This is a genomic window from Microbacterium sp. (assembly GCF_046295495.1).
Taxonomy (GTDB): Bacteria; Actinomycetota; Actinomycetes; order Actinomycetales; family Microbacteriaceae; genus Microbacterium.
The window spans coordinates 50,768-72,703 of record NZ_JBKBNC010000002.1; the positions used below are offsets into that span (position 1 = coordinate 50,768).

The window sequence follows — 21,936 nt, forward strand, 5'->3', positions numbered from 1 at the left end:
GCTGACGCGGGTTCTTCAGCGCGGTGCGGTCTCGTGCTGCGTGGGTGTCGGCCTGGTGCCTGCCCGGCTCCTCGTTGCTCGGGCAACTCGCGGGTACGCCCGAGCGCCGTCGTGCGGCGTCACACGGTCAGGGCGCCGCACGGCTCCGCGCTAGGCTGACAGACGGCCCGCACGGGCCGCGCGCCCGGTTCGCGCCGGCGGTGTGCGGCGGTGCGCGCCGGTCCCCAGCACCGTTTCGAAGGACGCATCCGTGACGAAGCCCGTCGTGCTCATCGCCGAAGAACTCTCTCCCGCCACGATCGACGCGCTCGGCCCCGATTTCGACGTGCGCAACGTCGATGGGACCGACCGCCCCGCGCTGCTCTCGGCTCTCGCCGAAGCGCACGCGGTGCTCGTGCGCTCGGCCACCCAGATCGACGCCGAGGCCCTCGCCGCGGCGCCGTCGCTGAAGGTCGTCGCGCGCGCCGGTGTCGGGCTCGACAACGTCGACATCAAAGCGGCCACCGCCGCGGGCGTCATGGTGGTCAACGCCCCCACCTCGAACATCATCTCGGCCGCCGAGCTCACCGTGGGACACGTGCTCAGCCTCGCCCGCCGCATCCCGGCCGCGCACGCGTCGCTGGCGCAGGGCCTGTGGAAGCGCAGCTCGTTCACCGGTACCGAGCTCTTCGAGAAGACCATCGGCATCATCGGCTTGGGTCGCATCGGCGCGCTCATCGCGGCCCGGTTGCAGGCGTTCGACATGCGCGTCATCGCCTACGACCCCTACGTCACCGCCGCCCGCGCTCAGCAGCTCGGCGTGCAGCTCGTCTCGCTCGACGAGCTTCTCGCGCAGAGCGACTTCGTCACGATCCACATGCCCAAGACCCCTGAGACCACCGGCATGATCGGCACCGAGCAGCTGCGTCGCATGAAGAAGAGCGCCTACGTCATCAACGTCGCGCGCGGCGGACTCATCGACGAGACCGCGCTCTTCGAAGCGCTGACGACCGGTGAGATCGCCGGCGCCGGCCTCGACGTGTTCTCCACCGAGCCCCCCGCCGAAGACGGCCCCGCCCGCAAGCTCCTCGACCTTCCGAACGTGGTCGTCACGCCCCACCTCGGTGCGAGCACCGAAGAGGCGCAGGAGAAGGCCGGCGTCTCGGTCGCCCGCTCGGTCAAGCTCGCCCTCGAGGGCGACCTGGTCCCCGACGCCGTCAACGTCGCCGGCGGCGCCATCGACCCGTTCGTGCGCCCCGGCATCGCCCTCGTCGAGATGCTCGGGCAGTTCTTCAGCGGTCTCGCCGACGGCGCGCTGACCAGCCTCGACATCGAGGTGCGGGGAGAGCTCGCCCAGTACGACGTGAGCGTCTACCGACTCGCCGCGCTCAAGGGCATCTTCAGCCGCATCGTCAGCGAGACGGTGTCGTACGTCAACGCGCCGCTGTTCGCCGAGCAGCGCGGCGTCGAAGCCCGACTGGTCGTCGAGGCCGAGAGCCCGCTGTACCGCAACATCACCATCCTGCGCGGCACCCTCGCCGACGGCTCGACCCTCACCGTGGCGGGCACCCTCGCGGGCACCCGCATGGTGCCCAAGGTCGTCTCGATCAACGGCTACGACATCGAGGTGCCCATCGAGCAGCACCACCTCGTCATGCGCTACGCCGACCGTCCGGGCATCGTCGCGATCTACGGCCAGAAGCTCGGCGAAGCGGGCATCAACATCGCCGGCCTGCAGGTGGCCGCCCCGGATGCCACGGGTCGCGCGCTCTCCGTCCTCACGGTCGACTCGCCGGTTCCCGACGACATCCTCGACGCGATGCGCGAGGCGGTCGGGGCCGACCTTTTCCGTCAGATCGACATCGTCGAGGGCTGAGGCCCGGACGCGTGACGGGGGAGGGGGTCGCTGCTGCGGCCCCCTCCCTGCTTCGTGCGGCGATTCGTCCCGCGCCGCGGATCACATCCTCCGTGATGTGCACGATGTCAGCGACATCGGTGAGCATCCAGCGGAGTTTGTGCGAATCGCTGAGGATATGCGCACGGCGGGGACGCCGGGCACGCGTCGGGCGCAGACAGTGGAGACGCGACGGGCGCCGGTCAGGTCGTGGCGGCGACGACGGCGTCGATGAGCGCGTCGAGGTCGGCACCCTCGAGGGCCGGGCCGGGCAGCGCGTTCAGGTCGAGCACGGCGTTGAAGTAGAGCCCGTCGCTCACGAGCAGCACCATTTGCAGGGCGGTCTCGTCGCGCGTGTGCGCGCGCAGGCTGTCTTCCCACAGCTCACGGACGCGGCGGAGGGATGCCGAAGCGGCGTCGTTGCCGTTCTGCGCGAGCCGCGAGACCGCGAGGATCGTGATGTCGAGGGGTGAGCCGGTGTTCTGCGAGGAGCGCAGGTGCGCCGCCACGACGCCCTCGTCGGCGCTCTCGATCTCGGCGACGTCCTCCTGGGCGAGGCGTTCCAACCGATCCACCAGGGCGGCCTCGAGGGCGCTCTTCGAGTTGAAGTGGTAGAGCAGCCCGCCCTTCGACACGCCCGCGCCGCGCGCGGTCGCGTCCATGGTCGCGGCGCGCTCGCCCTCATCGACGAGGATGCGCGTGAACGCGTCGAGAACGGCTTCGCGGGCGAGAGGGGGACGGCTCATGGCTCCTCGATGCTAGTGGCGGGTGATCGGACTCGTCTGTTACTATACCGGCTGGACGGTTTAGAAACGGAACCAGCTCATGTTCACCACGTCGTTGCCCACGCAAGAGATCAACGTGCCCCGCGCCGGGTGGCGCGGGTGGTTCGCGTTGGCGGTGCTCATGCTCCCCGTTCTGCTCGTCTCCGTCGACAACACGGTGTTGAGCTTCGCCCTGCCCGAGATCGCGCTTTCGCTGCAGCCCTCGAGCATCGAGCAGCTGTGGATCATCGACGTCTACCCGCTCGTGTTGGCGGGTCTGCTCGTGACCATGGGCACGCTCGGCGACCGCTTCGGCCGCCGACGGATGCTGCTGATCGGCGCCACCGGCTTCGCCGCGGTCTCGGCCCTGTCGGCCTTCGCGCCCACAGCCGCCCTGCTGATCGCGGGGCGCGCCCTGATGGGTGTCTTCGGGGCCATGCTCATGCCGTCCACGCTCTCTCTGCTGCGCAGCATCTTTCGCGACCGCGATCAGCGTCGTTTCGCCATCGCGATCTGGGCCTCAGGCTTCTCCGCGGGCGCGGCGCTCGGCCCGATCGTCGGCGGGTTCCTGCTCGAGCACTTCTCCTGGGGGTCCGTCTTCCTCATGGCGGTGCCCGTGCTGGTGCCCCTGCTCGTCCTCGCGCCGTTCTTCGTCCCCGAGAGCCGCGACCCGGCGCCGGGCCGGTTCGACCCGCTGAGCGTGGTGTTGTCGCTCGCCGCGATGGTCCCCATCGTCTACGGCATCAAGAAGCTCGCCGTCGACGGGCCGATGTCGCTCGCCCCCGTGCTGTTCATCGTGGGCATCGTGTTCGGCTGGCTGTTCGTGCGTCGCCAGCGCACCCTCCCCACGCCGATGCTCGACATGACGCTGTTCCGCCGGGGCACGTTCTCGGGTGCGATCCTGGTCAACCTCCTCAGCGTGGTCGGTCTCGTGGGCTTCCTGTACTTCGTCGCGCAGCACCTGCAGTTGATCGTCGGCCTGTCGCCCATGGTGGCGGGGTTCGCGCTCCTCCCCGGACTCGTGCTCATGATCGTGTCGGGGCTCGCGGTGGTGCCGGTCGCCAAGCGGTTCGCTCCGCGGGTGGTCGTGCCCGTCGCCCTGAGCTTCTCGGCGGTGGCATACATCATGGTCGCCCTCTCCACGGCCGACCTCCTGCAGCTCATCGTCGCGTTCGCATTGTTGGGCATCGGCATCGGCGCCGCCGAGACGGTGTCGAACGAGCTCATCCTCTCCAGCGCCCCGCCCGCCAAGGCCGGGGCCGCGAGCGCCGTCTCCGAGACGGCGTACGAGGTGGGCGCCGTGCTGGGCACCGCGGTCCTCGGCGGTATCCTCGCCGCCTTCTACCGCGCGCAGCTCGCGCTCCCCGCCGGCTTGCCCGCCGACGCCGCCGACGCCGCCCGCGAGACGCTCGCCGGTGCCGTCGCGGTGTCGCAGACGCTCGACGACCCCTCGATGGCCGAAGCGCTGCGCCTCGCCGCCGCACACGCCTTCGACTCCGGCGTCGTGGTCACCGCGCTCATCGGCGCGGGCCTGATCGTCGTGGCCGGGCTGATCGCTGCCACTACCCTGGGAGGATCCCGCGGCGCGTCGACGAAGTGACGTGCCCCGAGCTCTGAGGAGAGCGATGTCGCGTGTCGTGAAGCTTGCCGTCATCCCCGGTGACGGAATCGGTCCCGAGGTCGTCGGTGAGGCCGTGAAGGTCCTCGACGCCGTCACCGCCGGCTCCGGTGTGACCTTCGAAAAGACCCCTTTCTCGCTCGGCGCGGGGCGCTATCTCGAAACGGGCGACACCCTCACCGACGACGACCTCGCGGCCGTCGCCGCCCACGACGCGATCCTCCTCGGCGCCGTCGGGGGAGTACCCGGTGACCCGCGTCTGAAAGACGCGAACATCGAGCGCGGCCTGCTTCTCAAACTCCGCTTCGAGCTCGACCACTACGTCAACCTGCGACCGTCGAAGCTGTACCCCGGCGCGACCGGGCCGCTGGCCGACCCCGGCGAAATCGACTTCGTCGTCGTGCGCGAAGGCACGGAGGGCCCCTACGTGGGCAATGGCGGCGCGATCCGACGCGGCACCCCGCACGAGGTCGCCAACGAGACCTCGGTCAACACCGCCTACGGCGTCGAGCGGGTCGTGCGCTACGCCTTCGCCCTCGCCGAGCGGCGGCGACACACGCTCACGCTCGTGCACAAGACCAACGTGCTCGTGCACGCGGGCGGCATGTGGAAGCGCATCGTGGATGCCGTGGCATCCGAGTTCCCGGGGGTCGACGTAGACTACCTGCACGTCGATGCGGCGACGATCTTCCTGGTCACGAACCCGGGCCGCTTCGACGTGATCGTCACCGACAACCTCTTCGGCGACATCCTGACCGACTTGGCCGGCGCCGTCACCGGTGGCATCGGCCTCGCCGCTTCGGGCAACATCAACCCAGACGGCGCTTTCCCCTCGATGTTCGAGCCCGTGCACGGATCGGCGCCCGACATCGCGGGATCCCAGAAGGCCGACCCCACGGCCGCCATCCTCTCCGTCGCCCTGCTGCTCGATCACCTCGGGCTGACCGACGAAGCCGCCCGCGTCACCCGCGCGGTCGAGGACGACATCGCGACGCGTGACGGCGCCCGCACCACCGCTCAGATCGGCGACGCCATCGCCGCCCGGGTCCAGGCGTAACCTGGACCGATCGGCCGCATCGCCCCGGAGCCCTCGAGAATCTTGGATCACGAATGACCACCATCGACACCGACCCCGACACCGGACTCGACCCTCTCGAGTTCGCCGTCACCCGCAACCTCGCCGCCAAGAGCGCGGTGGATCGCGACGCCATCCTCGCCAGCCCCGGCTTCGGGCAGAACTTCACCGACCACATGGTCGACATCTGCTGGTCGGTGCGGGGCGGCTGGCACCGCCCGCGGGTCTCGCCCTACGGGCCCATCTCGCTCGACCCCGCGGCCGCGGTCCTGCACTACGGTCAGGAGATCTTCGAGGGCATCAAGGCGTACCGGCATGCCGACGGCTCGGTGCACACCTTCCGCCCCGACCAGAACGGTCGACGTCTGCAGCGCTCGGCGCGGCGCCTGGCCCTTCCCGAGCTGCCGGTGCCGTACTTCCTGCAGTCGCTTCGCGAGCTCATCGCGGTCGACGGCGCATGGGTGCCCTCCGGAGAAGACCAGAGCCTGTACCTGCGTCCCTTCATGTTCGCGAAGGAGGCGTTCCTGGGGGTTCGCCCCGCGCACAAGGTCGCGTACTACCTGATCGCCAGCCCCGCCGGCGCCTACTTTAAGGGCGGCGTGCAGCCGGTGTCGATCTGGCTCAGCGAGGACTACTCGCGCGCGGGCAAGGGCGGAACAGGCGCGGCCAAGACCGGCGGCAACTACGCCGCGAGCCTGCTCCCGCAGTCGGAGGCCTACGAGAACGAGTGCGACCAGGTCGTCTTCCTCGATCAGGACCGCAACGTCGAGGAACTCGGCGGCATGAACGTCGTGTTCGTCTACAAAGACGGCACCATCGTCACCCCCCAGTCCGACTCGATCCTCGAGGGCATCACGCGCGACTCCCTGCTGCAGCTGGCCCGCGACCGCGGCCACCACGTCGAGGGACGGAACGTGTCGCTGACCGAGTGGCGCGAGGGCGTGGCATCCGGCGACATCGTCGAGGTGTTCGCGTGCGGAACGGCCGCCGTGGTCACCCCGATCGGCATCCTCAAGGGACGCGACTTCATCGACGAACAGCCCTCGGGCACGCTCGCCCTCGAGCTGCGCGAGGAGCTCACGAACATCCAGTACGGCCGCGCGGAAGACAAGCACGGCTGGCTGTACCGCCTCGACGCCTGAGGCGCGTCTTTCGCGGAGGGGTTCCCGGATGCGGGGGGCCCCTCCGTCGCATGTGCCGGTGCCCCGCCCCGCGATCCACGCATAAACGCGACCGGCGCGCATAAACGCGCTGCCCTCGTGTTTCCCGGCGCCGATCGCGTTTATGCGTGAGAGAGGCGGACGGGACCGGATGCCGTGTCGGAGGCCCTGGATAGGCTGGGGCCGTGAAGATCGCTCGATTCAGCCACCAAGATGCCCTTCGCTACGGGATCGTCGACGACGAGCACCTCGTGGTGCTCGAAGGCGACCCGATGTTCGCCGGTTTCGGCACGACGGGGGAGCGCATCCCCCTCGCCGACGTGACGCTGCTCGCCCCGGTCATCCCGCGGTCCAAGGTCGTGTGCATCGGGAAGAACTACCACGACCACGCCGCCGAGATGGGCGGTGAGGCCCCCGCAGAGCCGTTGATGTTCCTCAAGCCCAACACCTCCGTCATCGGCCCGAACGACGCCATCGTGCGTCCCACGCGCCTGACGTCGCAGACCGATTACGAGGGCGAGCTCGCGGTGGTCATCGGCCGCATCGCCAAGAACGCGCCCGCCGAGCGGGCGGGGGAGTACATCTTCGGCTACACCGTCGCGAACGACGTCACGGCCCGCGACCTCCAGCGCACCGACGGCCAGTGGTCGCGCGCGAAGGGCTTCGACACCTTCTGCCCGGTCGGCCCCGTCATCGAGACCGACCTCGACGTGTCGGCCGCCTCCATCACCACGCGCGTCAACGGCGAGGTGCGTCAGCAGGGTCCGGTGTCCGACATGATCCACGACATCCCCACCCTCGTCGCCTACGCCTCGGCCGTCTTCACGTTGCTGCCCGGCGACCTCATCCTCACCGGCACCCCGGCCGGGATCGGCTCCTTCGTCGCGGGCGACGTGGTCGAGGTCGAGATCGGCGGTATCGGCGTGCTGCGCAACATCGTCCGCGATGCCTGACACCGCCGCGCCGGCGGGCATCGACCTGGCCGCCGCCCAGCGCCGCGCGGTGCGGGTGCTGGCGGCGGGGCAGGTGCTCACCGGCGTGGCATTCGGTGCGACGCTGTCCCTCGGCGCGCTCCTGGCCGCCGATCTGTCGGGGCAGGAAGCCCTGTCGGGCTTCGCCACCGCGGCGGTCACCCTCGGTGCCGCCCTCACGGCCATCCCGCTCGCGCGTCTCGCCGCACGGCGGGGGCGCCGCATCGCGCTGACGACGGGCAACATCGCCGCCCTCGCGGGGATCGTCGTCGTCATCACCGCCGCGTCCCTCCGCGCGTTCCCGCTCCTGCTCATGGGCATCGCGATGATCGGCGCCGGCAACGCCGGCACCCTGCAGTCGCGCTTCGCGGCCACCGACCTCGCCTCGACCGCGCGCCGCGGACGCGATCTCGCGACCGTGGTGTGGGCGACGACGGTGGGCGGCGTCGTCGGACCCCTCCTGCTCGCGCCCGGTGAGCTCGTCGGCTCGAGCATCGGGATGCCGCGTCTCACCGGCGCATACCTGTTCTCCTTCGCGGCCCAGGCGTGCGCGTTCGCGCTGTACGTGCTCGTCCTCCGCCCCGACCCCCTCCTGCTCGCGCAGCGGCTCGACCGCGAGAAGACGGCCTCCGGGCCGGTGACCGCTCAGGTCGACCGCCTCGGCCTCGCCCGCTTCGCGATGTTCGCCGTCGCCGCCTCCCACGTCACCATGGCGTCGGTGATGGCGATGACCCCCGTCCACCTGTCGCACATCGTGGCTCCGGATGCCGTGACCCTCGCGGTCGGGGTCACCATCGCGCTCCACGTCTTCGGCATGTACGGCCTGTCGCCGGTGTTCGGCATCCTGGCGGACAGGTGGGGACGCATCCCCGTCATCGTGCTGGGCCAGGTGCTGTCGGCGGGGTCCCTCACGGTCGCGGCGGCGTTCTCCGATACCCCGGGCGGTGTGCTCGTCGCCCTCGTGCTCCTCGGGCTGGGCTGGAGCGCGGCGACGGTGGCGGGTTCGGCGCTGCTCACCGAGGCCACGCCGCTCGCGCTGCGTCCCCGCCGGCAGGGCCGCAGCGACACCCTGATGACCGCGTGTGCCGCGGTGGGGTCGGTCGTGGCCGGCATCATCCTCGGGACAGCGGGCTACGCCGGACTCGCCCTCTGGGCCTTCCTCCCGGTCGCGGCGGTCGCCCTCGGCGCTGTCGCCGTCCGGCGAGCGTCACCGCGCGCATAGTCCTCGCGACGTGGCACCGCGGCGGCCCGTCAGGCGAGGCGTCACGCCCGGCCCGTCGGGCGAGGCGTCACGCCGATCCGCGGTGCGCGTCAGATCGCGTAGACCAAGCCGTCGAACGCCGAGAGGTCGTCGCCGCCTCTCACGCCGAGGGCGTGCAGGGCGCGGTCGACGTCGATCTCGTCGTTGAACACGTGGAACGCCACGCGCGCGCGACCCGCGCGTCCCGACGCCGTGATGCCGTGCGCTGTGAGCTGCGCGAGGGCCTCCCCGGTGGCATCCGGCCACGTGACGATGGCGGACGGACGTGCGGGCTCGGGCAGACCCAGGCCGTTGCGGAACCGTGCCGCCAGACCCGTGGTGTGCGCGTACGTCGAGGTGATGTCGGCGTCGGCGAACAGTGCGAGGGCGGGAGCTGCGCCGACGAACGCCTGCCACGCGGGCGAGACGTCGAAGCGGCGCGCGTCGGGGGCGAGGGTGCCGCCCGTGCCGTAGCACGACGACCACGGGTCGTCGCCGGAGTACCAGCCCGCGTGCACCGGGCGGATCTGCCGGGCGAGATCGGGGGAGACAGTGAGGAACGACACCCCGCGCGGGCAGCACAGCCACTTGTACGCGTGGCACACGGTGGCGTCGAACATCGTGGCGTCGACGGGGAGCCATCCCGCTGCCTGGGTGAGGTCGCACAGGGTCCGCGCCCCGGCGCGCGCGGCGGCCGCGGAGATGCGCACGGCATCCGCCACCTCACCCGTCGCCGACTGCACGAGCGAGAACGCGACGAGCCACGTGTCGGGCGACACCGCGTCGGCCAGGTCTTCCAGCGGAGCGGTGCGCAGACGGATGCCGCGGCCCGCGTGGGCGAAGGGGGCCACGAGTGAGGAGAAGTCGCCCTCGGCGCACAGCACCTCGGCGCCGTCGGGCACGGCGGCGGCGAGGAGCGAGACCTGCACCGACGTCTGCGAGCCGATCGCGACGTCTCCCACGGGCACGCGCACGAGATGGGCGTACGAGGCCCGCGCCTCCTCGACCGCCTTCGACGCGGCGACCACGTCGGGACGACCGGATGCCGCGGCGTCGAGGTCATCGCGAACGGCCCGCACCGTCGCCCGGGAGGGCAGGCCGAGGGTGCACGCGGCGAGGTAGTCGCGGCCACCGGCGAAGTGCGAGGCGAGGCTGCTCATGGATCCAGGGTGCCGCGCGGACGGCCCATTGCACTAGGGCAGGTGTTGCATGGCATCCATTCGCCGTGCTTATGTGTGGGGATGGCGGACACCCTTCCCGACGACGGTCTCGACGCACACGGTCTCAGCGTGGTCAAGGCGATCGCCGACACCGGCTCGATCACGGCGGCCGCTCGCGCCCTCGGCTACAGCCAGCCGGCGGTGAGTCAACAGCTCCGTCGGCTCGAGCGGCGCGCCGGGATGCCGATCGTCGAGCGCGTCGGCCGCGGCGTGCGCCTCACCGAGGCGGGGTGGGTGCTCGCGCGGCACGCGGCGACCGTGACGACCGCGCTCGACGCCGCCGCGGGCGACCTCGCGGAGCTGCGCGGGCTGCGCGCCGGTCGCGTGCGCATCGCCGCGTTCCCGTCGGCATCGTCGACGGTGGTGCCGCGGGTCATCGCCGCGGTCACGGTACGCCGGCCCGGCGTGTCGATCAGCTTCGTCGAGGCGGAGCCGCCCGAGGCGATCGCCGCCGTGCGCGAGGATCGCGCCGACATCGCGCTCATCTACAGCTACCCCGGTGATCGTCGCGAGCAGCTCGACTCGGCCGCGTCGGGCCTGTCGGTCCGCCACCTCGGGGACGACGACACCGTCGTGGTGGTCCCGGTGGACCACCCGGCGGCATCCGACGATCCCATCGACCTGTCGCGGCTCGCGGGGGAGCGGTGGATCGCGGGGTGCCCGCAGTGCCGCGGCCATCTGCTCGAGGCCTGCGGGCGCGCGGGGTTCACCCCCGACATCGCCTTTGAGACCGACAACTACATCGCGGTCGAGAACCTCGTCGCCCTCGGCGTCGGCATGGCCATCCTGCCGCGGATGGCCGTGGCATCCCTGCCAATGCTCGTGGGGATCGCCGCACCGCCCCTGCCCGCGGCAGAGGCGCGCACCCTGCACGTCGTGACCGCTCGCGGGGCCGAGCGCGTCCCGGCCGTGGCGGCGGCCCTCGAGGCGGTGGGCCAGGTGCTCGCCGAACAGCCGCATCCACAGGCCCCGAGGGAGCGGGCGCCTCGCGACTAGGATCGAGGGGATGTCTGCCACGCCCGATCCCCGCACCACGACCGCCTCCGGCGCCGACGTTCGCGTCCGCTTCTGCCCGTCCCCGACGGGTCTGCCGCACGTGGGTCTCATCCGCACCGTCCTGTTCAACTGGGCCTACGCGCGCCACAACGGTGGGAAGCTCGTCTTCCGCATCGAAGACACCGACGCCGCGCGCGACAGCGAGGAGAGCTACCAGCAGCTTCTCGAGGCGCTGCGATGGATGAACATCGACTGGGACGAGGGCGTCGAGGTGGGCGGACCGCACGCGCCGTACCGGCAGTCGCAGCGTCACGACATCTACCGCGAGGTGCTCGACAAGCTCGTCGCCGCGGGTGCGGTGTACGAGAGCTACTCGACCGCGGAAGAGATCGACGCGCGCAACGAGGCCAACGGCCGCGCCAAGCAGCTCGGCTACGACAACTTCGACCGCGACCTCACCGATGAGCAGAAGGCCGCGTTCCGCGCCGAGGGGCGCCAGCCCGCGTGGCGTCTGCGCGTCCCCGACCACGACCTCCGCTACGATGACCTCATCCGCGGTGAGGTCACCTTCCCGGCGGGATCGTTCCCCGACTTCGTGCTCGTGCGCGCCGGGGGAGTGCCGCTCTACCCCTTCGTGAACCCGGTGGACGACGCGCTCATGGGCATCACCCACGTCATCCGCGGAGAAGACCTCATGCCGTCCACGGCCCGCCAGCTCGCGCTGTATGCGGCGCTGGTGGATGCCGGTGTCACGACGTTCATCCCGCGCTTCGGCCACATGCCGCTCGTGCTCGGCGAGACCGGCAACAAGAAGCTGTCGAAGCGCGACCCTCAGGCCGACCTCTTCCTGCAGCGCGAGAAGGGCTTCATCCACGAGGGTCTGCTCAACTACCTCTCGCTGCTCGGCTGGTCGCTCGCGAGCGATCGCGACGTGTTCTCGCTCGACGAGATGATCGCCGCGTTCGACATCGCCGACGTCAACCCCAACCCGGCGCGCTTCGACCAGAAGAAGGCCGAGGCGATCAACGGCGACCACATCCGCATGCTGGATGCCGACGACTTCGCCGCCCGGATCGTGCCCTACCTCGCGGGGGCGGGGCTGATCGCCGAGGATCCCTCGCCGGAGCACCGGGCGATCATCGCCGAGGCGGCGCCCCTCGTGCAGGAGCGCGTACAGCTGTTGGGCGAGGTACCCGGCATGCTGGGCTTCCTCTTCGTCTCCGACGTGACCTACGCCGAGGACGCCCTGAAGGGGCTTCCCGCGAACGCGGCGGAGGTGCTCACGGCATCCGTCCGCGCCCTCGAGGGCGTCGACGACTTCACCGCCGACGGCGTGCAGGCGGCCCTGTCGACGGCGCTCGTGGAGGAGCTCGGCCTGAAGCCCCGCGTCGCCTACGGGCCGCCGCGTGTCGCCCTGACGGGCCGGCGGGTCTCGCCGCCGCTGTTCGAGTCGATGGAACTGCTCGGCAAGGCCGAGACGCTGCGCCGCCTCGACGCCCTCGTTCAGCACCTGGGCTGAGCGCGCCGCCCGCTCGCGACGCGCGCGGGCGGGGCGGGATTTGGCAGGGGGGTCGCTCTCCCGTAAGCTTGATCCTCGGCACGAGTTCCGACTCAGCGCCTTGGGGTATGGTGTAATTGGCAACACGGCGGTTTCTGGTTCCGTTGTTCTTGGTTCGAGTCCAGGTACCCCAGCTTTTTGAAAAGCCCCGGTGATCGCGCAGATCACCGGGGCTTTCGCTTTCTCAGCCCGCACTTACGACCGGGCGGCACAATGGGCGCCATGGGACTCTTCGTACAGCGACCCGAGGAACCGAGCGAGTGGGCCGGACTCCCCGGCGAGCCGGTGCGCCGGCGCACCCGCACCGAGGTGCTTCCCGACGACGCGCGACCGGAAGCCTCGCCCGCCTGTCTTCTCGGGCTCGCGGACGCTCCCATGTCGTCGATCGAGATCCCGATCGCTCCCGCGGCGGACGCGCTCGACGGGGAGGGAGCGCCCCCGGCCCCCACCGGCGAGACGAAGCGATGATCGATCCCCGTAGGCCGGCGGCATCCGCCCCCGCCGAAGAGCGCCGGTGAACCGCACCGTCGCCGCCACGGTCGTTCTCGTCGCCGTGGTCCTGCCCCTCGCGCTGAGCGGATGCACTCCGGATGCCGCGGAGCCGGCGTCGTCGGGGAACGCCTCGACACAGGTGGGCTCGACGCCGGCCGCCTCGCCGGGGCAGCAGGTGGCGTCGCCGACGATCGTCGCGCCCGAGGACCTCGATGGAACCGAGGTGAGCGTGGTGATCGGCGCCGCGCTCGTGATCGCCGTGCCGGACGGGGCCGAAGCCGAGTGGACGGGCGACACGACCGACCCGTCGATCGCCGAGTTCTCGCGGGGCGGGCCCTCCGAGGGGGCCGTCTTCCGCCCGGGATTCGTCGCTCGCGCGGTCGGCGTCACGCCGGCGACGATGACGGGCCCCGACGGACGTGAATTCTCGTTCACCCTCTCCGTGAAGGCGCCGTGACGACGCGGCCGGCCTGAGCGGCATCCGGAGAACCGGACTGCTCTCGACCGGATGACGGGGTCACCGACGCGGCGCGCGGTGGCCCCCTCGTCGTTCGTGCGCGCAATCTGTTGCTCTGTGTGGGTTCGTGTTGTACTGTGTGGGAATCCTCGAAGGAGATCCCGTGTACGCAATGGAGCGCCAGCAGCTCATCGAGCGCGAACTGCGCGACGTCGGACGCGTGAGCGTCGTGGACCTCGCCCGTCGCTTCGACGTCACGACCGAAACGGTCCGCCGCGACCTCGACCGTCTCGAGGCCCTCGGCTCGCTGCGCCGCGTGCACGGGGGAGCCGTCGACATCGGCCGTGCCAGCACCGCCGAATCGCCCCTCACCGAGCGTCGCGAGCGCCACGGCGACGCCAAGCGGGCCATCGCGGCGACCGCCGTGTCGCTGCTCGGTCCCGACTTCCGCGGCTCGATCTTCCTGGACGCCGGCACCACCCCCGCCGCCGTGGCCGCCCTGCTGCCCGAGGCCCTCGGCTCCGGCCTCGGCGACGTCGAGGTCGTGACCCACTCGCTCGAGGCCGCCCACGTGCTCTCGGGCGACGAGCGCGTGTCGCTCACGACCATCGGCGGGCGCGTGCGCGGAGTGACGGCCGCGGCCGTCGGCGCCCACACCGTGCGCGCGATCGGTCAGCTGCGTCCCGACATCGCCTTCGTCGGCACCAACGGGCTGAGCGCCTCCTTCGGCGTGAGCACCCCCGACCCCGACGAGGCCGCCGTCAAAGCCGCCATCATCCAGTCGGCCCGTCGCGTCGTGCTCGTCGCCGACGCCGCCAAGTTCGGCGAAGAGCTCCTGGTGTGCTTCGCGCGGCTCGACGAGCTCGACGTGCTCGTCACCGACACCGCTCCGCCGCCGGCCCTGGCCGAGGCCCTCGCCGACGCCGACATCGAGGTGCGCATCGCATGATCGTCACACTGACCGCCAACCCCTCCGCCGACCGTGCCGTCGTGCTGCCCGCCGCGCTCATCCCGGGGGAGGTGCAGCGCGCCCTGTCGTCGCGGGAGGATGCCGGCGGCAAGGGCGTGAACGTCGCGCGTGTGGTCGCCGCCGCCGGGGCGCCGGCGCGCGCTGTCGTCCCCGTCGGGGCCCACGATCCCTACCGCGTCCTGCTCGAAGACACCGGTATCGACCTCGACCTCGTCGAGGTGGCCGGCCGCGCCCGCGCCAACCTCACCATCACCGACCCCTCAGGCGAGACGACCAAGCTGAACCTCCCCGGGGCCGAGCTCAGCCGCGCCGAGGCCGACGCCGTGACCGCGGGCGTCGTCGCCGCCGCCGAGGGCGCCACCTGGCTCGTCCTGGCCGGTTCCCTGCCGCCCGGCGTTCCCCCCACGTTCTACGCCGACCTCATCGAGGCCGTCCGCGCACGGTGGGGTGCTCAGGCGCCGCGGGTCGCCGTCGACGCGTCGGGCGCGGCCCTCGCGGCGGTCGTCGCGACCGCTCACCCCGACCTCATCAAGCCCAACCACGAAGAGCTCGCCGAGCTGGTGGGGGAGGATGCCGCGGTCGACGCCGACATCCTTGCCGAGGCCGCCCGGCGCGCACTCGCCCTCGTGCCCGGCCGCGTGGCATCCGCCCTCGTGACCCTCGGGGCCGACGGCGCGCTGCTGTTCACCGGCGAGGGCTCCTGGCGCGGACGCGCCCCCCGGATCCAGGTCGCCAGCACCGTCGGCGCGGGCGACAGCTCCCTCGCCGGCTACCTGCTGGCCGACCTCGAGGGGGCCACCGCCCCCGACCGCCTCGCGCGCAGCATCGCCTACGGTGCGGCTGCCGCGACCCTGCCCGGCACGCAGGCGCCGACACCGGACGACCTGCCCGCCGGACCCATCGCCGTATCCGACTTCGCCACCCCCATCGCAACATCCTGACCACGGAGGTCACTGACAATGTCCGACATCATCACTCCGGAGCTCGTCACCCTCGACGTGCCCCTGGGCACCGACAAGCAGTCGGTGATCCGCGCCCTGGCCGAGCGCGTCGTCGCGCAGGGCCGCGCGCGGAGCGCCCAAGAGCTCTTCGACGACGCCTGGGCCCGCGAGCAGAAGGACGAGACCGGCCTGCCCGGCGGTATCGGCATCCCGCACGCGCGCAGCGCCTCGGTCACCGAGCCCACCCTCGCCTTCGCGCGTCTGGCCCCGGGCGTCGACTTCGGCGCTCCCGACGGCCCGGCCGATATCGTGTTCCTCATCGCCGCCCCCGAGGGCGCCGACGAAGCCCACCTGTCGGTGCTGTCGCAGCTCGCGCGCAGCCTCATGAAGGACGACTTCACCGCGGGCCTGCGCGCCGCCGCGACGCCGTCCGACGCCGTGCGCATCATCACGGATGCCATCACCCCGGCATCCACGCCCGCCGCCGCCGCCGCGCCGACCACCCCCGCGACCACGCGTGCCGAGGCGCGCTCGGGCACCGCGGTGAAGACGAAGAAGATCGTCGCCGTCACCGCGTGCGCCACCGGCATCGCCCACACCTTCATGGCCGCCGACGCCCTCACCGCGGCCGGCGCCGAGACCGACGGTGTCGAGCTCGTCGTCGAGCCGCAGGGTTCGAGCGGTTACAAGGCCCTCCCGCAGAGCGTCATCGACGACGCCGACGCGGTCATCTTCGCGGTCGACGTCGACGTGCGCGAGCCGCAGCGTTTCGCGGGCAAGCCCGTCGTCCGCGCGGGGGTCAAGCGCGGCATCGAGCAGCCGAAGCAACTCATCGCCGAGGCCCTCGCGGCCAGCGAGAACCCGAACGCCGCGCGCGTGCAGGGCGGGGCCGCCGGGGCATCCGCGTCCGACGCCCCCGTCGCGCAGCAGTCGGTGGGCCGCCGTATCCAGCGCTGGCTGCTGACGGGTGTCAGCTACATGATCCCGTTCGTCGCCGGCGGCGGTCTGCTCATCGCGCTCGGCTTCCTCCTCGGCGGCTACCAGGTCACCGAGAACGCCGCGAACGTCATCATCCAGAACTCGCTGTGGGACCTCCCCACCGAGGCGATCACCTCGCCGATCGGCCCGCTGGGCCAGTACCTCGGCTCCGTCGCCTTCATGATCGGCGCGACCTCGATGGGCTTCATCGTCGCCGTGCTCGCGGGCTTCATCGCCTACGCGATCGCCGACCGCCCCGGCATCGCGCCCGGTTTCGTGGCCGGAGCCGTCGCCGTGCTCATGAACGCCGGCTTCATCGGTGGCATCATCGGCGGTCTGCTCGCCGGCTTCATCGCCTGGTGGCTCGGTCGCTTCGACGCCCCGCGCTGGCTCCGCGGTCTCATGCCGGTCGTGATCGTGCCGTTCCTCGGCTCGATCTTCGCCTCTGGCCTGATGATCCTCTTCCTCGGCCGCCCGATCGCCGCCCTCATGACGGTGCTCACCGAGGGGTTGACCTCCCTCGCGGCCTCCAGCGCCGGCGCCATCGTGCTCGGCGTGATCCTCGGCCTCATGATGTGCTTCGACCTCGGCGGACCCGTCAACAAGGTGGCCTACGTCTTCGCCACGACCGGCCTCGCCGCCGCCTCGCAGACCAACACCGCGCCGTACCTGATCATGGCCGCGGTCATGGCCGCCGGCATGGTGCCCCCGCTGGCGATGGCGCTCGCGTCGACCCTGCTCGCCCGCCAGAAGTTCACCCCGGTCGAGCGCGAGAACGGCGCAGCCGCGTGGCTGCTCGGCGCCTCGTTCATCTCGGAGGGGGCGATCCCGTTCGCCGCGGCCGACCCGTTGCGCGTCATCCCCGCCTCCATGGTCGGCGGCGCGATCACCGGAGGCCTGAGCATGCTCCTGGGCGTCCAGTCGTTCGCACCGCACGGCGGCGTGTTCGTCTTCTTCGCGATCAACCCCTTCTGGGGTTTTGCCCTCGCAATCGTGGCGGGTACCGTCGTGACGGCGCTTCTCGTCGTCGCCTTCAAGGGCATCGGTCGCAGCACCAAGGACGCCGCCGTCGCCGAGGCTGCTCCGGCCGCCTCCGTCGCGGCCTAAGACCCCACCGGTTCGAAAGGAATCACCATGGCAGAACGTCAGGCCACCATTGCCAGCAGCTCGGGTCTCCACGCCCGCCCCGCGAAGCTCTTCGTGCAGGCCGTGCAGGAGAAGAAGGTGCCCGTCACGATCGCGGCCGAGGGCGGTGCCGACCTCAACGCGGGCAGCATCCTGTCGCTCATGGGTCTCGGCGCCGGACACGGAACGGTCGTCACGCTCAAGGCCGAGGGTGAGGGTGCCGAGCAGGCGCTCGACGAGCTCGTCGCCCTCCTCGAGACCGACCTCGACGCGCAGTAATCCCTTCGCACCACGACACCGGATGCCACGGGCCCCAGGGCTCGTGGCATCCGGTGTTTTCTCGTCGAGACGCGTGCCGGCCTCCGGAGTCGACGGCAGACGGCGCCACGTGGGAACCGCCGAGGGGTGCCGGCCGCAGGAATCTCCGGAGTCCGGTAACGCTTCCGCCGTCAGACCTCGACGGTGTCGCCCGGCGTGAGGTCGACGAAGGAGCCGCCGTTCTGCTCGACCGCCCACGTGAGCCGGGCGTCGCCCATCTGCTTGCCGGCGACCGAGAGGGTCATGTCGTGCGTGGCGAACACGCGCTCGGGCTTGACGGCGAGAACGTAGTCGATCGCGTCGCCGATCTTCAGCCACGGGGCGCCGACCGGGGCGGCGAGGAGCTTCACGGTGGCGTGCTTGGGCACGGCGTAGGAGTCGCCCGGGTAGTAGAAGTCGCCGTTGACGAGCACGCCGACATTGTCGACGACGGGGATCGACTCGTGGATGACCTCGTGGTGGCCGCCGAAGAACTCGAGGTGGAACGGGCCGAGCTCGAGACGGTCGCCCGGGTTCACGACGGTGACCTCGAAGCTCGCCGCGGCCTTGCGCACGCCGTCGGGTCCGTAGATCGGCAGACCCGGGTGCGCCTTCTGCAGGCGAGTGAGGTGCTCGGGGGTCCAGTGGTCGGGGTGCTCGTGCGTGATGATCACGCCGACCAACCCGTGCAGGTCTTCGAGGGGCGAGGTGAAGCTGCCCGGGTCGATGACCAGCGTGTGGCCGGATTCGGTGATGACGAGGGCGGCGTGTTCGTGCTTCGTGAGACGCATGACGCGAGTCAACTCCGGGCGGAGGAGCGTTGGCAAGCGCTGGCGCTGCGGGTGAACAGCGTCTAACGGCCCTTCCGCCGCCCGCCGGATCGCGGTACCGTGGCCGGACACGCCCGGGAATTCGACGGCTCGGCCTCGATTTTGCGTGCGTGTCATTCGTGGTGCATACTTGAACGGTTGCAACGCGGCCCCATCGTATAGCGGCCTAGTACGCTGCCCTCTCACGGCGGTAACGCGGGTTCGAATCCCGCTGGGGTCACCAACACGAAGAAGAGCCTCGACCGAATGGTCGGGGCTCTTCTTCGTTGTCGGCGACGGTGGCCGGACGAGGAGCCGCATGTGCGGGTGGGGCCCCACCGCCCGGAGGCTCCGCGCGCCTCGGGCTCAGCCCTCGCGTGCGGCGCGTCGCCGTCGGACGAATCGCCGGACACTCCAAACGATCCCGGCCGCGACGGCCCCCACGGCGATCCACGGCAGAAGGAAGCCCAGTCCGATCACGAGGCCGTTGAGCGTCGCCACGAGGCCGTTCCAGCCCGCGGCGAGGCCCTCACCGAAGCCCGCCGGGTCGGCGGTGACGGATGCCGTGGGCGCGGTCAGCTGCACGCTCAGCGTCGACATCGCCACCTGGGACGACAGTGACTGGAGGATCTGCCGATCGCTGTCGAGCTGCGCCTGGCGGTCGGCGAGAGCTGATTCGGCGGCGATCAGGTCGGACACCGACGTCGCCTGTGCCATCAGCTCGGTCAGGCGCGTCACGGAAGCCTCGCCGGCCGCCACGCGCGCGCGGAGGTCGACCGCCTGATCCGTGACGTCGGAACGGGTCACGCTGGTCGCGGTGACCTCACCCACCTCGCGCAGGCCGTCCATCACGGGGGTGAGGGAGTCCGCGGGAACGCGGACGGTGATCCAGCCCGACGTGGGCGTCGACCCCACGGCGACGCCGTCGAGGGGCACGAGCGGTCCGCCTCCGCCGAGCTGAGACGATTCCACGTAGCCGCCCACGGCGGTGGCGGCCGAGCCGATCGCCTCGATCGCGGTGCCGACGTCGTCGACGGCGACCGTGCTCGAGCCCGTGGCGACGATGTCGCGCCCGGCGGTCCCGTCGGCGGTCGCCGACGACGATTCTTCGGATCGCGCGCCCCCGGTGCTCTGGTCGGGCGCGGCGGGGGCGATGCCCGACTCCGCCCCCGACGACGAACCCTGCGCGAACTGATCGGTCGCGCCGCTGTCCGGCGCGGTCCCCGCCTCGGTGGTACCGATCGCGGTCGACGTGGCTCCCGTGCCCGAAGTGATGCCGATCGAGGGGCCGACGATGGCGGCGACCACGATGACGGCCGCGGCGGCGCCGACGCCCGTCCACACGCCGCGCCGACGCCGACGGCGCCGGTCGCGCTCGTCGACGATCCGCCCGAAGACGGCGGTCTCGATGGCATCCACCCGGTCGGGGGACAGGGAGGGAAGGGGGGGCGCGTTCATGGGGTCTCCGTCTCCATCGCGGTGGCGCGCATCCGGGATCGGATGCGGGAGAGGCGGTTGCGTACCGTGCCGTGCGAGACGCCCAACGACGCCGCCGCCGCCTCGTACCCGTAGCCCTCCGCGGCGCACAGGCGGAAGATCTCCCGGTCGAGCTCGCTCAGTCGGTCGACGGCCGCGAGGATGGCGGCGACCGTCTCGGCCTGGACGACCTGCGCCTCGACGTCGACGACGGAGGGGATCTCCACGTCGAGCGCAGCGTGCGAACCGTGGCGTCGCTGTGCGCGCAGGCGGTTCTGCGCCTGCATGCGGCAGATCGTCGCGAGCCAGGGGAGGAGCGAGTCCCCCTCGAGGCGAAGCGCGGGGATCTTCCGCCACGCGACGACGAACGTCTCCTGGGTGACGTCCTCGGCATCCGCGGCCTGGCCGACCAGCCCGAAGGCGACCCAGTACACCGGTCGCACGTAGGCGCGGTACAGGGTGCGGAATGCCGCCTCCGATCCCGCGGCGGCGCGCGCGACCAGCATCCTGTCGTCGATCACGTCGTCGGTCATCGGCATCCCCTTCTCGTCCGGGCGAGGCTCTGCGAGCACTCTCTCACTGAGAGGTGTCCGCGCGCGGCGCATCGTCTCACGCAGCGACGCACGGAATGAGAACTACGTGCAGAACCCGAGGCAGACGAAGCCGCTCGATAGACTCGAGCGTTTCCCCCGACGAAAGGCCCCGTGATGGAGCTGCAGCTCGACCCCCTCTTCCAGACGATCACCCTCGTGGTGCTCGTGCTGATCCTGGTCGCCGACCTGCTGATCATCCTCAAGCGCCCGCACATCCCGGCGGCCAAAGAATCCACGCTGTGGGTCGTGTTCTACGTGACCCTGGCGCTGATCTTCGCCGGGGTGCTCTGGATCGTCGCCGGGGGAGAGGTCGCGGGGCAGTTCGTGGCCGGCTGGCTCACCGAGTACAGCCTCTCGATCGACAACCTCTTCGTCTTCGTGCTGATCATGGGCCAGTTCGCGGTGCCGCGCCGCTATCAGCAGGAGGTGCTGATGGTGGGCATCATCATCGCGCTCATCCTGCGCGGGGCCTTCATCCTCGTGGGGGCGACGATCATCGAGAACTTCAGCCCGATCTTCTACCTGTTCGGCCTCTTCCTCGTCTACACGGCCATCCGACAGGCGTTCCCGGGCGGCGACGATGACGACGCCCAGAAAGAGAATCTCATCGTCCGCACGCTGCGCCGCGTGCTGCCGATGAGCGACTCCTACGACGGCAAGAAGATCATCACGCGCGTGGACGGGAAGAAGCTGTTCACGCCGATGATCATCGTGTTCGTCGCGATCGGCGTCACCGACCTGCTCTTCGCGATCGATTCGATTCCGGCGATCTTCGGCATCACCCAGAGCCCGTTCATCGTGTTCACCGCGAACCTCTTCGCCCTGATGGGCCTGCGCCAGCTGTACTTCCTGCTCGGCGATCTGCTCGATCGCCTCAAGTACCTGCATTACGGCATCGCGTTCATCCTCGCCTTCATCGGCGTGAAGCTCATCCTCCACGCGATGCACGTCAACGAGCTGCCCTTCCTGAACGGCGGCGAGCCGATCGAGTGGGCGCCCGAGATCTCGACGTGGGTGTCGCTGGCCGTGATCATCCTGTCGATGGCGGTCGCAACGATCGCGAGCCTCGTCGCGGCCCGCCGTACGCCGGCGGCCGAGGGGCGTCAGGATGCCGCGGCCGAGGTGGCCGACGAGAAGGGCACCCCCTCGACCGTGAAGCAGCCCGAGCGGGACTGACGCGCCCCCGGGCGGTCGACGATCCGCGGCGCGGCGAGGACCCCGAGCCGCCGGAGACGCGAGCCGGCCGGGGGGGTCCCGGGCCGCGCCGGCTCCGGTGGCTGCGCCGGGCTGAGCCACCTCGCGGCGAGCTCAGCGGATGCCGGA

Annotated in this window: 20 protein-coding genes and 2 tRNA genes; 17 read left to right on the forward strand and 5 right to left on the reverse strand. The window is 71.1% G+C overall.

The window, feature by feature from the left end; all coding sequences use genetic code 11:
• The first annotated feature begins 250 nt into the window (after window positions 1-250).
• A complete protein-coding gene (gene serA / locus ACK4LS_RS01250; protein ID WP_409712292.1) occupies window positions 251-1,855 on the forward strand; it encodes a phosphoglycerate dehydrogenase in 1,605 nt (534 codons plus the stop codon).
• A gap of 221 nt (window positions 1,856-2,076) precedes the next feature.
• Here serA and ACK4LS_RS01255 read toward each other — a convergent pair whose 3' ends face one another.
• Window positions 2,077-2,619 carry a TetR/AcrR family transcriptional regulator gene (locus ACK4LS_RS01255; RefSeq protein ID WP_409712294.1) on the reverse strand — a complete coding sequence of 181 codons (543 nt, stop codon included), beginning with the start codon at window positions 2,617-2,619 and terminating at the stop codon, window positions 2,077-2,079.
• A 79-nt stretch (window positions 2,620-2,698) separates the two neighbouring features.
• Between ACK4LS_RS01255 and ACK4LS_RS01260 the strand changes: the two genes are divergently transcribed.
• The 5 genes from ACK4LS_RS01260 (at window position 2,699) to ACK4LS_RS01280 (ending at window position 8,683) form a co-directional block, all read left to right on the forward strand.
• Window positions 2,699-4,237, forward strand: coding sequence for an MFS transporter (locus ACK4LS_RS01260; protein ID WP_409712296.1), 1,539 nt, complete (start codon window positions 2,699-2,701; stop codon window positions 4,235-4,237).
• Between the two features lie 25 nt (window positions 4,238-4,262).
• Window positions 4,263-5,312 (forward strand): 3-isopropylmalate dehydrogenase, encoded by a 1,050-nt coding sequence (locus ACK4LS_RS01265; RefSeq protein WP_409712298.1) that lies wholly within the window; start codon window positions 4,263-4,265, stop codon window positions 5,310-5,312.
• A 53-nt stretch (window positions 5,313-5,365) separates the two neighbouring features.
• A complete protein-coding gene (locus ACK4LS_RS01270) occupies window positions 5,366-6,472 on the forward strand; it encodes a branched-chain amino acid aminotransferase (protein ID WP_409712300.1) in 1,107 nt (368 codons plus the stop codon).
• A gap of 203 nt (window positions 6,473-6,675) precedes the next feature.
• A complete protein-coding gene (locus ACK4LS_RS01275) occupies window positions 6,676-7,443 on the forward strand; it encodes a fumarylacetoacetate hydrolase family protein (RefSeq protein WP_409712302.1) in 768 nt (255 codons plus the stop codon).
• Window positions 7,436-8,683 carry an MFS transporter gene (locus tag ACK4LS_RS01280; RefSeq protein WP_409712304.1) on the forward strand — a complete coding sequence of 416 codons (1,248 nt, stop codon included), beginning with the start codon at window positions 7,436-7,438 and terminating at the stop codon, window positions 8,681-8,683. Before ACK4LS_RS01275 ends, ACK4LS_RS01280 begins: the two co-directional genes overlap by 8 nt.
• 89 nt (window positions 8,684-8,772) lie before the next feature.
• Here the strand turns inward: ACK4LS_RS01280 and ACK4LS_RS01285 are convergent, their stop codons facing one another.
• On the reverse strand, window positions 8,773-9,861 hold the full coding sequence (locus ACK4LS_RS01285; RefSeq protein ID WP_409712306.1) for an aminotransferase class V-fold PLP-dependent enzyme: 1,089 nt from the start codon (window positions 9,859-9,861) through the stop codon (window positions 8,773-8,775).
• Between the two features lie 81 nt (window positions 9,862-9,942).
• Here ACK4LS_RS01285 and ACK4LS_RS01290 point away from each other — a divergent pair, with 81 nt between their 5' ends.
• The 9 genes from ACK4LS_RS01290 to ACK4LS_RS01330 all read left to right on the forward strand — a co-directional run bounded on the left by ACK4LS_RS01290 (window position 9,943) and on the right by ACK4LS_RS01330 (window position 17,717).
• Window positions 9,943-10,917: a LysR family transcriptional regulator gene (locus tag ACK4LS_RS01290; protein ID WP_409712308.1), complete on the forward strand. Its 975-nt coding sequence runs from the start codon at window positions 9,943-9,945 to the stop codon at window positions 10,915-10,917.
• A gap of 10 nt (window positions 10,918-10,927) precedes the next feature.
• Complete coding sequence (gltX, locus tag ACK4LS_RS01295; protein ID WP_409712310.1) at window positions 10,928-12,436, forward strand: glutamate--tRNA ligase; 1,509 nt, start codon at window positions 10,928-10,930, stop codon at window positions 12,434-12,436.
• A gap of 101 nt (window positions 12,437-12,537) precedes the next feature.
• A tRNA-Gln gene (locus ACK4LS_RS01300) sits at window positions 12,538-12,609 on the forward strand.
• Window positions 12,610-12,697: 88 nt separating this feature from the next.
• Window positions 12,698-12,943 (forward strand): hypothetical protein, encoded by a 246-nt coding sequence (locus tag ACK4LS_RS01305; protein WP_409712312.1) that lies wholly within the window; start codon window positions 12,698-12,700, stop codon window positions 12,941-12,943.
• Between the two features lie 46 nt (window positions 12,944-12,989).
• Window positions 12,990-13,424, forward strand: a complete 435-nt coding sequence (locus tag ACK4LS_RS01310; RefSeq protein ID WP_409712314.1) for a hypothetical protein — start codon at window positions 12,990-12,992, stop codon at window positions 13,422-13,424.
• Between the two features lie 163 nt (window positions 13,425-13,587).
• Entirely contained in the window at window positions 13,588-14,373 is a 786-nt protein-coding gene (locus ACK4LS_RS01315) for a DeoR/GlpR family DNA-binding transcription regulator (RefSeq protein WP_409712316.1), read from the forward strand.
• Window positions 14,370-15,335 carry a hexose kinase gene (locus ACK4LS_RS01320; RefSeq protein ID WP_409712318.1) on the forward strand — a complete coding sequence of 322 codons (966 nt, stop codon included), beginning with the start codon at window positions 14,370-14,372 and terminating at the stop codon, window positions 15,333-15,335. Before ACK4LS_RS01315 ends, ACK4LS_RS01320 begins: the two co-directional genes overlap by 4 nt.
• A gap of 18 nt (window positions 15,336-15,353) precedes the next feature.
• Window positions 15,354-17,420 (forward strand): fructose-specific PTS transporter subunit EIIC, encoded by a 2,067-nt coding sequence (locus tag ACK4LS_RS01325; RefSeq protein WP_409712320.1) that lies wholly within the window; start codon window positions 15,354-15,356, stop codon window positions 17,418-17,420.
• 27 nt (window positions 17,421-17,447) lie between these two features.
• A complete protein-coding gene (locus ACK4LS_RS01330) occupies window positions 17,448-17,717 on the forward strand; it encodes an HPr family phosphocarrier protein (protein WP_409712322.1) in 270 nt (89 codons plus the stop codon).
• Window positions 17,718-17,887: 170 nt separating this feature from the next.
• On the opposite strand, the gene ACK4LS_RS01335 is transcribed toward ACK4LS_RS01330, so the two are convergent.
• Window positions 17,888-18,526, reverse strand: coding sequence for an MBL fold metallo-hydrolase (locus ACK4LS_RS01335; protein ID WP_409712324.1), 639 nt, complete (start codon window positions 18,524-18,526; stop codon window positions 17,888-17,890).
• Window positions 18,527-18,712: 186 nt separating this feature from the next.
• Here ACK4LS_RS01335 and ACK4LS_RS01340 point away from each other — a divergent pair.
• Window positions 18,713-18,788: transfer RNA gene (locus ACK4LS_RS01340), tRNA-Glu, on the forward strand.
• Window positions 18,789-18,910: 122 nt separating this feature from the next.
• On the opposite strand, the gene ACK4LS_RS01345 is transcribed toward ACK4LS_RS01340, so the two are convergent.
• Both ACK4LS_RS01345 and ACK4LS_RS01350 read right to left on the reverse strand, forming a co-directional pair.
• On the reverse strand, window positions 18,911-20,002 hold the full coding sequence (locus tag ACK4LS_RS01345; protein WP_409712326.1) for a DUF4349 domain-containing protein: 1,092 nt from the start codon (window positions 20,000-20,002) through the stop codon (window positions 18,911-18,913).
• Window positions 19,999-20,553: an RNA polymerase sigma factor gene (locus ACK4LS_RS01350; RefSeq protein WP_409712328.1), complete on the reverse strand. Its 555-nt coding sequence runs from the start codon at window positions 20,551-20,553 to the stop codon at window positions 19,999-20,001. Before ACK4LS_RS01350 ends, ACK4LS_RS01345 begins: the two co-directional genes overlap by 4 nt.
• A gap of 174 nt (window positions 20,554-20,727) precedes the next feature.
• Here ACK4LS_RS01350 and ACK4LS_RS01355 point away from each other — a divergent pair, with 174 nt between their 5' ends.
• Window positions 20,728-21,789: a TerC/Alx family metal homeostasis membrane protein gene (locus tag ACK4LS_RS01355; RefSeq protein WP_409712546.1), complete on the forward strand. Its 1,062-nt coding sequence runs from the start codon at window positions 20,728-20,730 to the stop codon at window positions 21,787-21,789.
• Window positions 21,790-21,936: the final 147 nt, after the last annotated feature.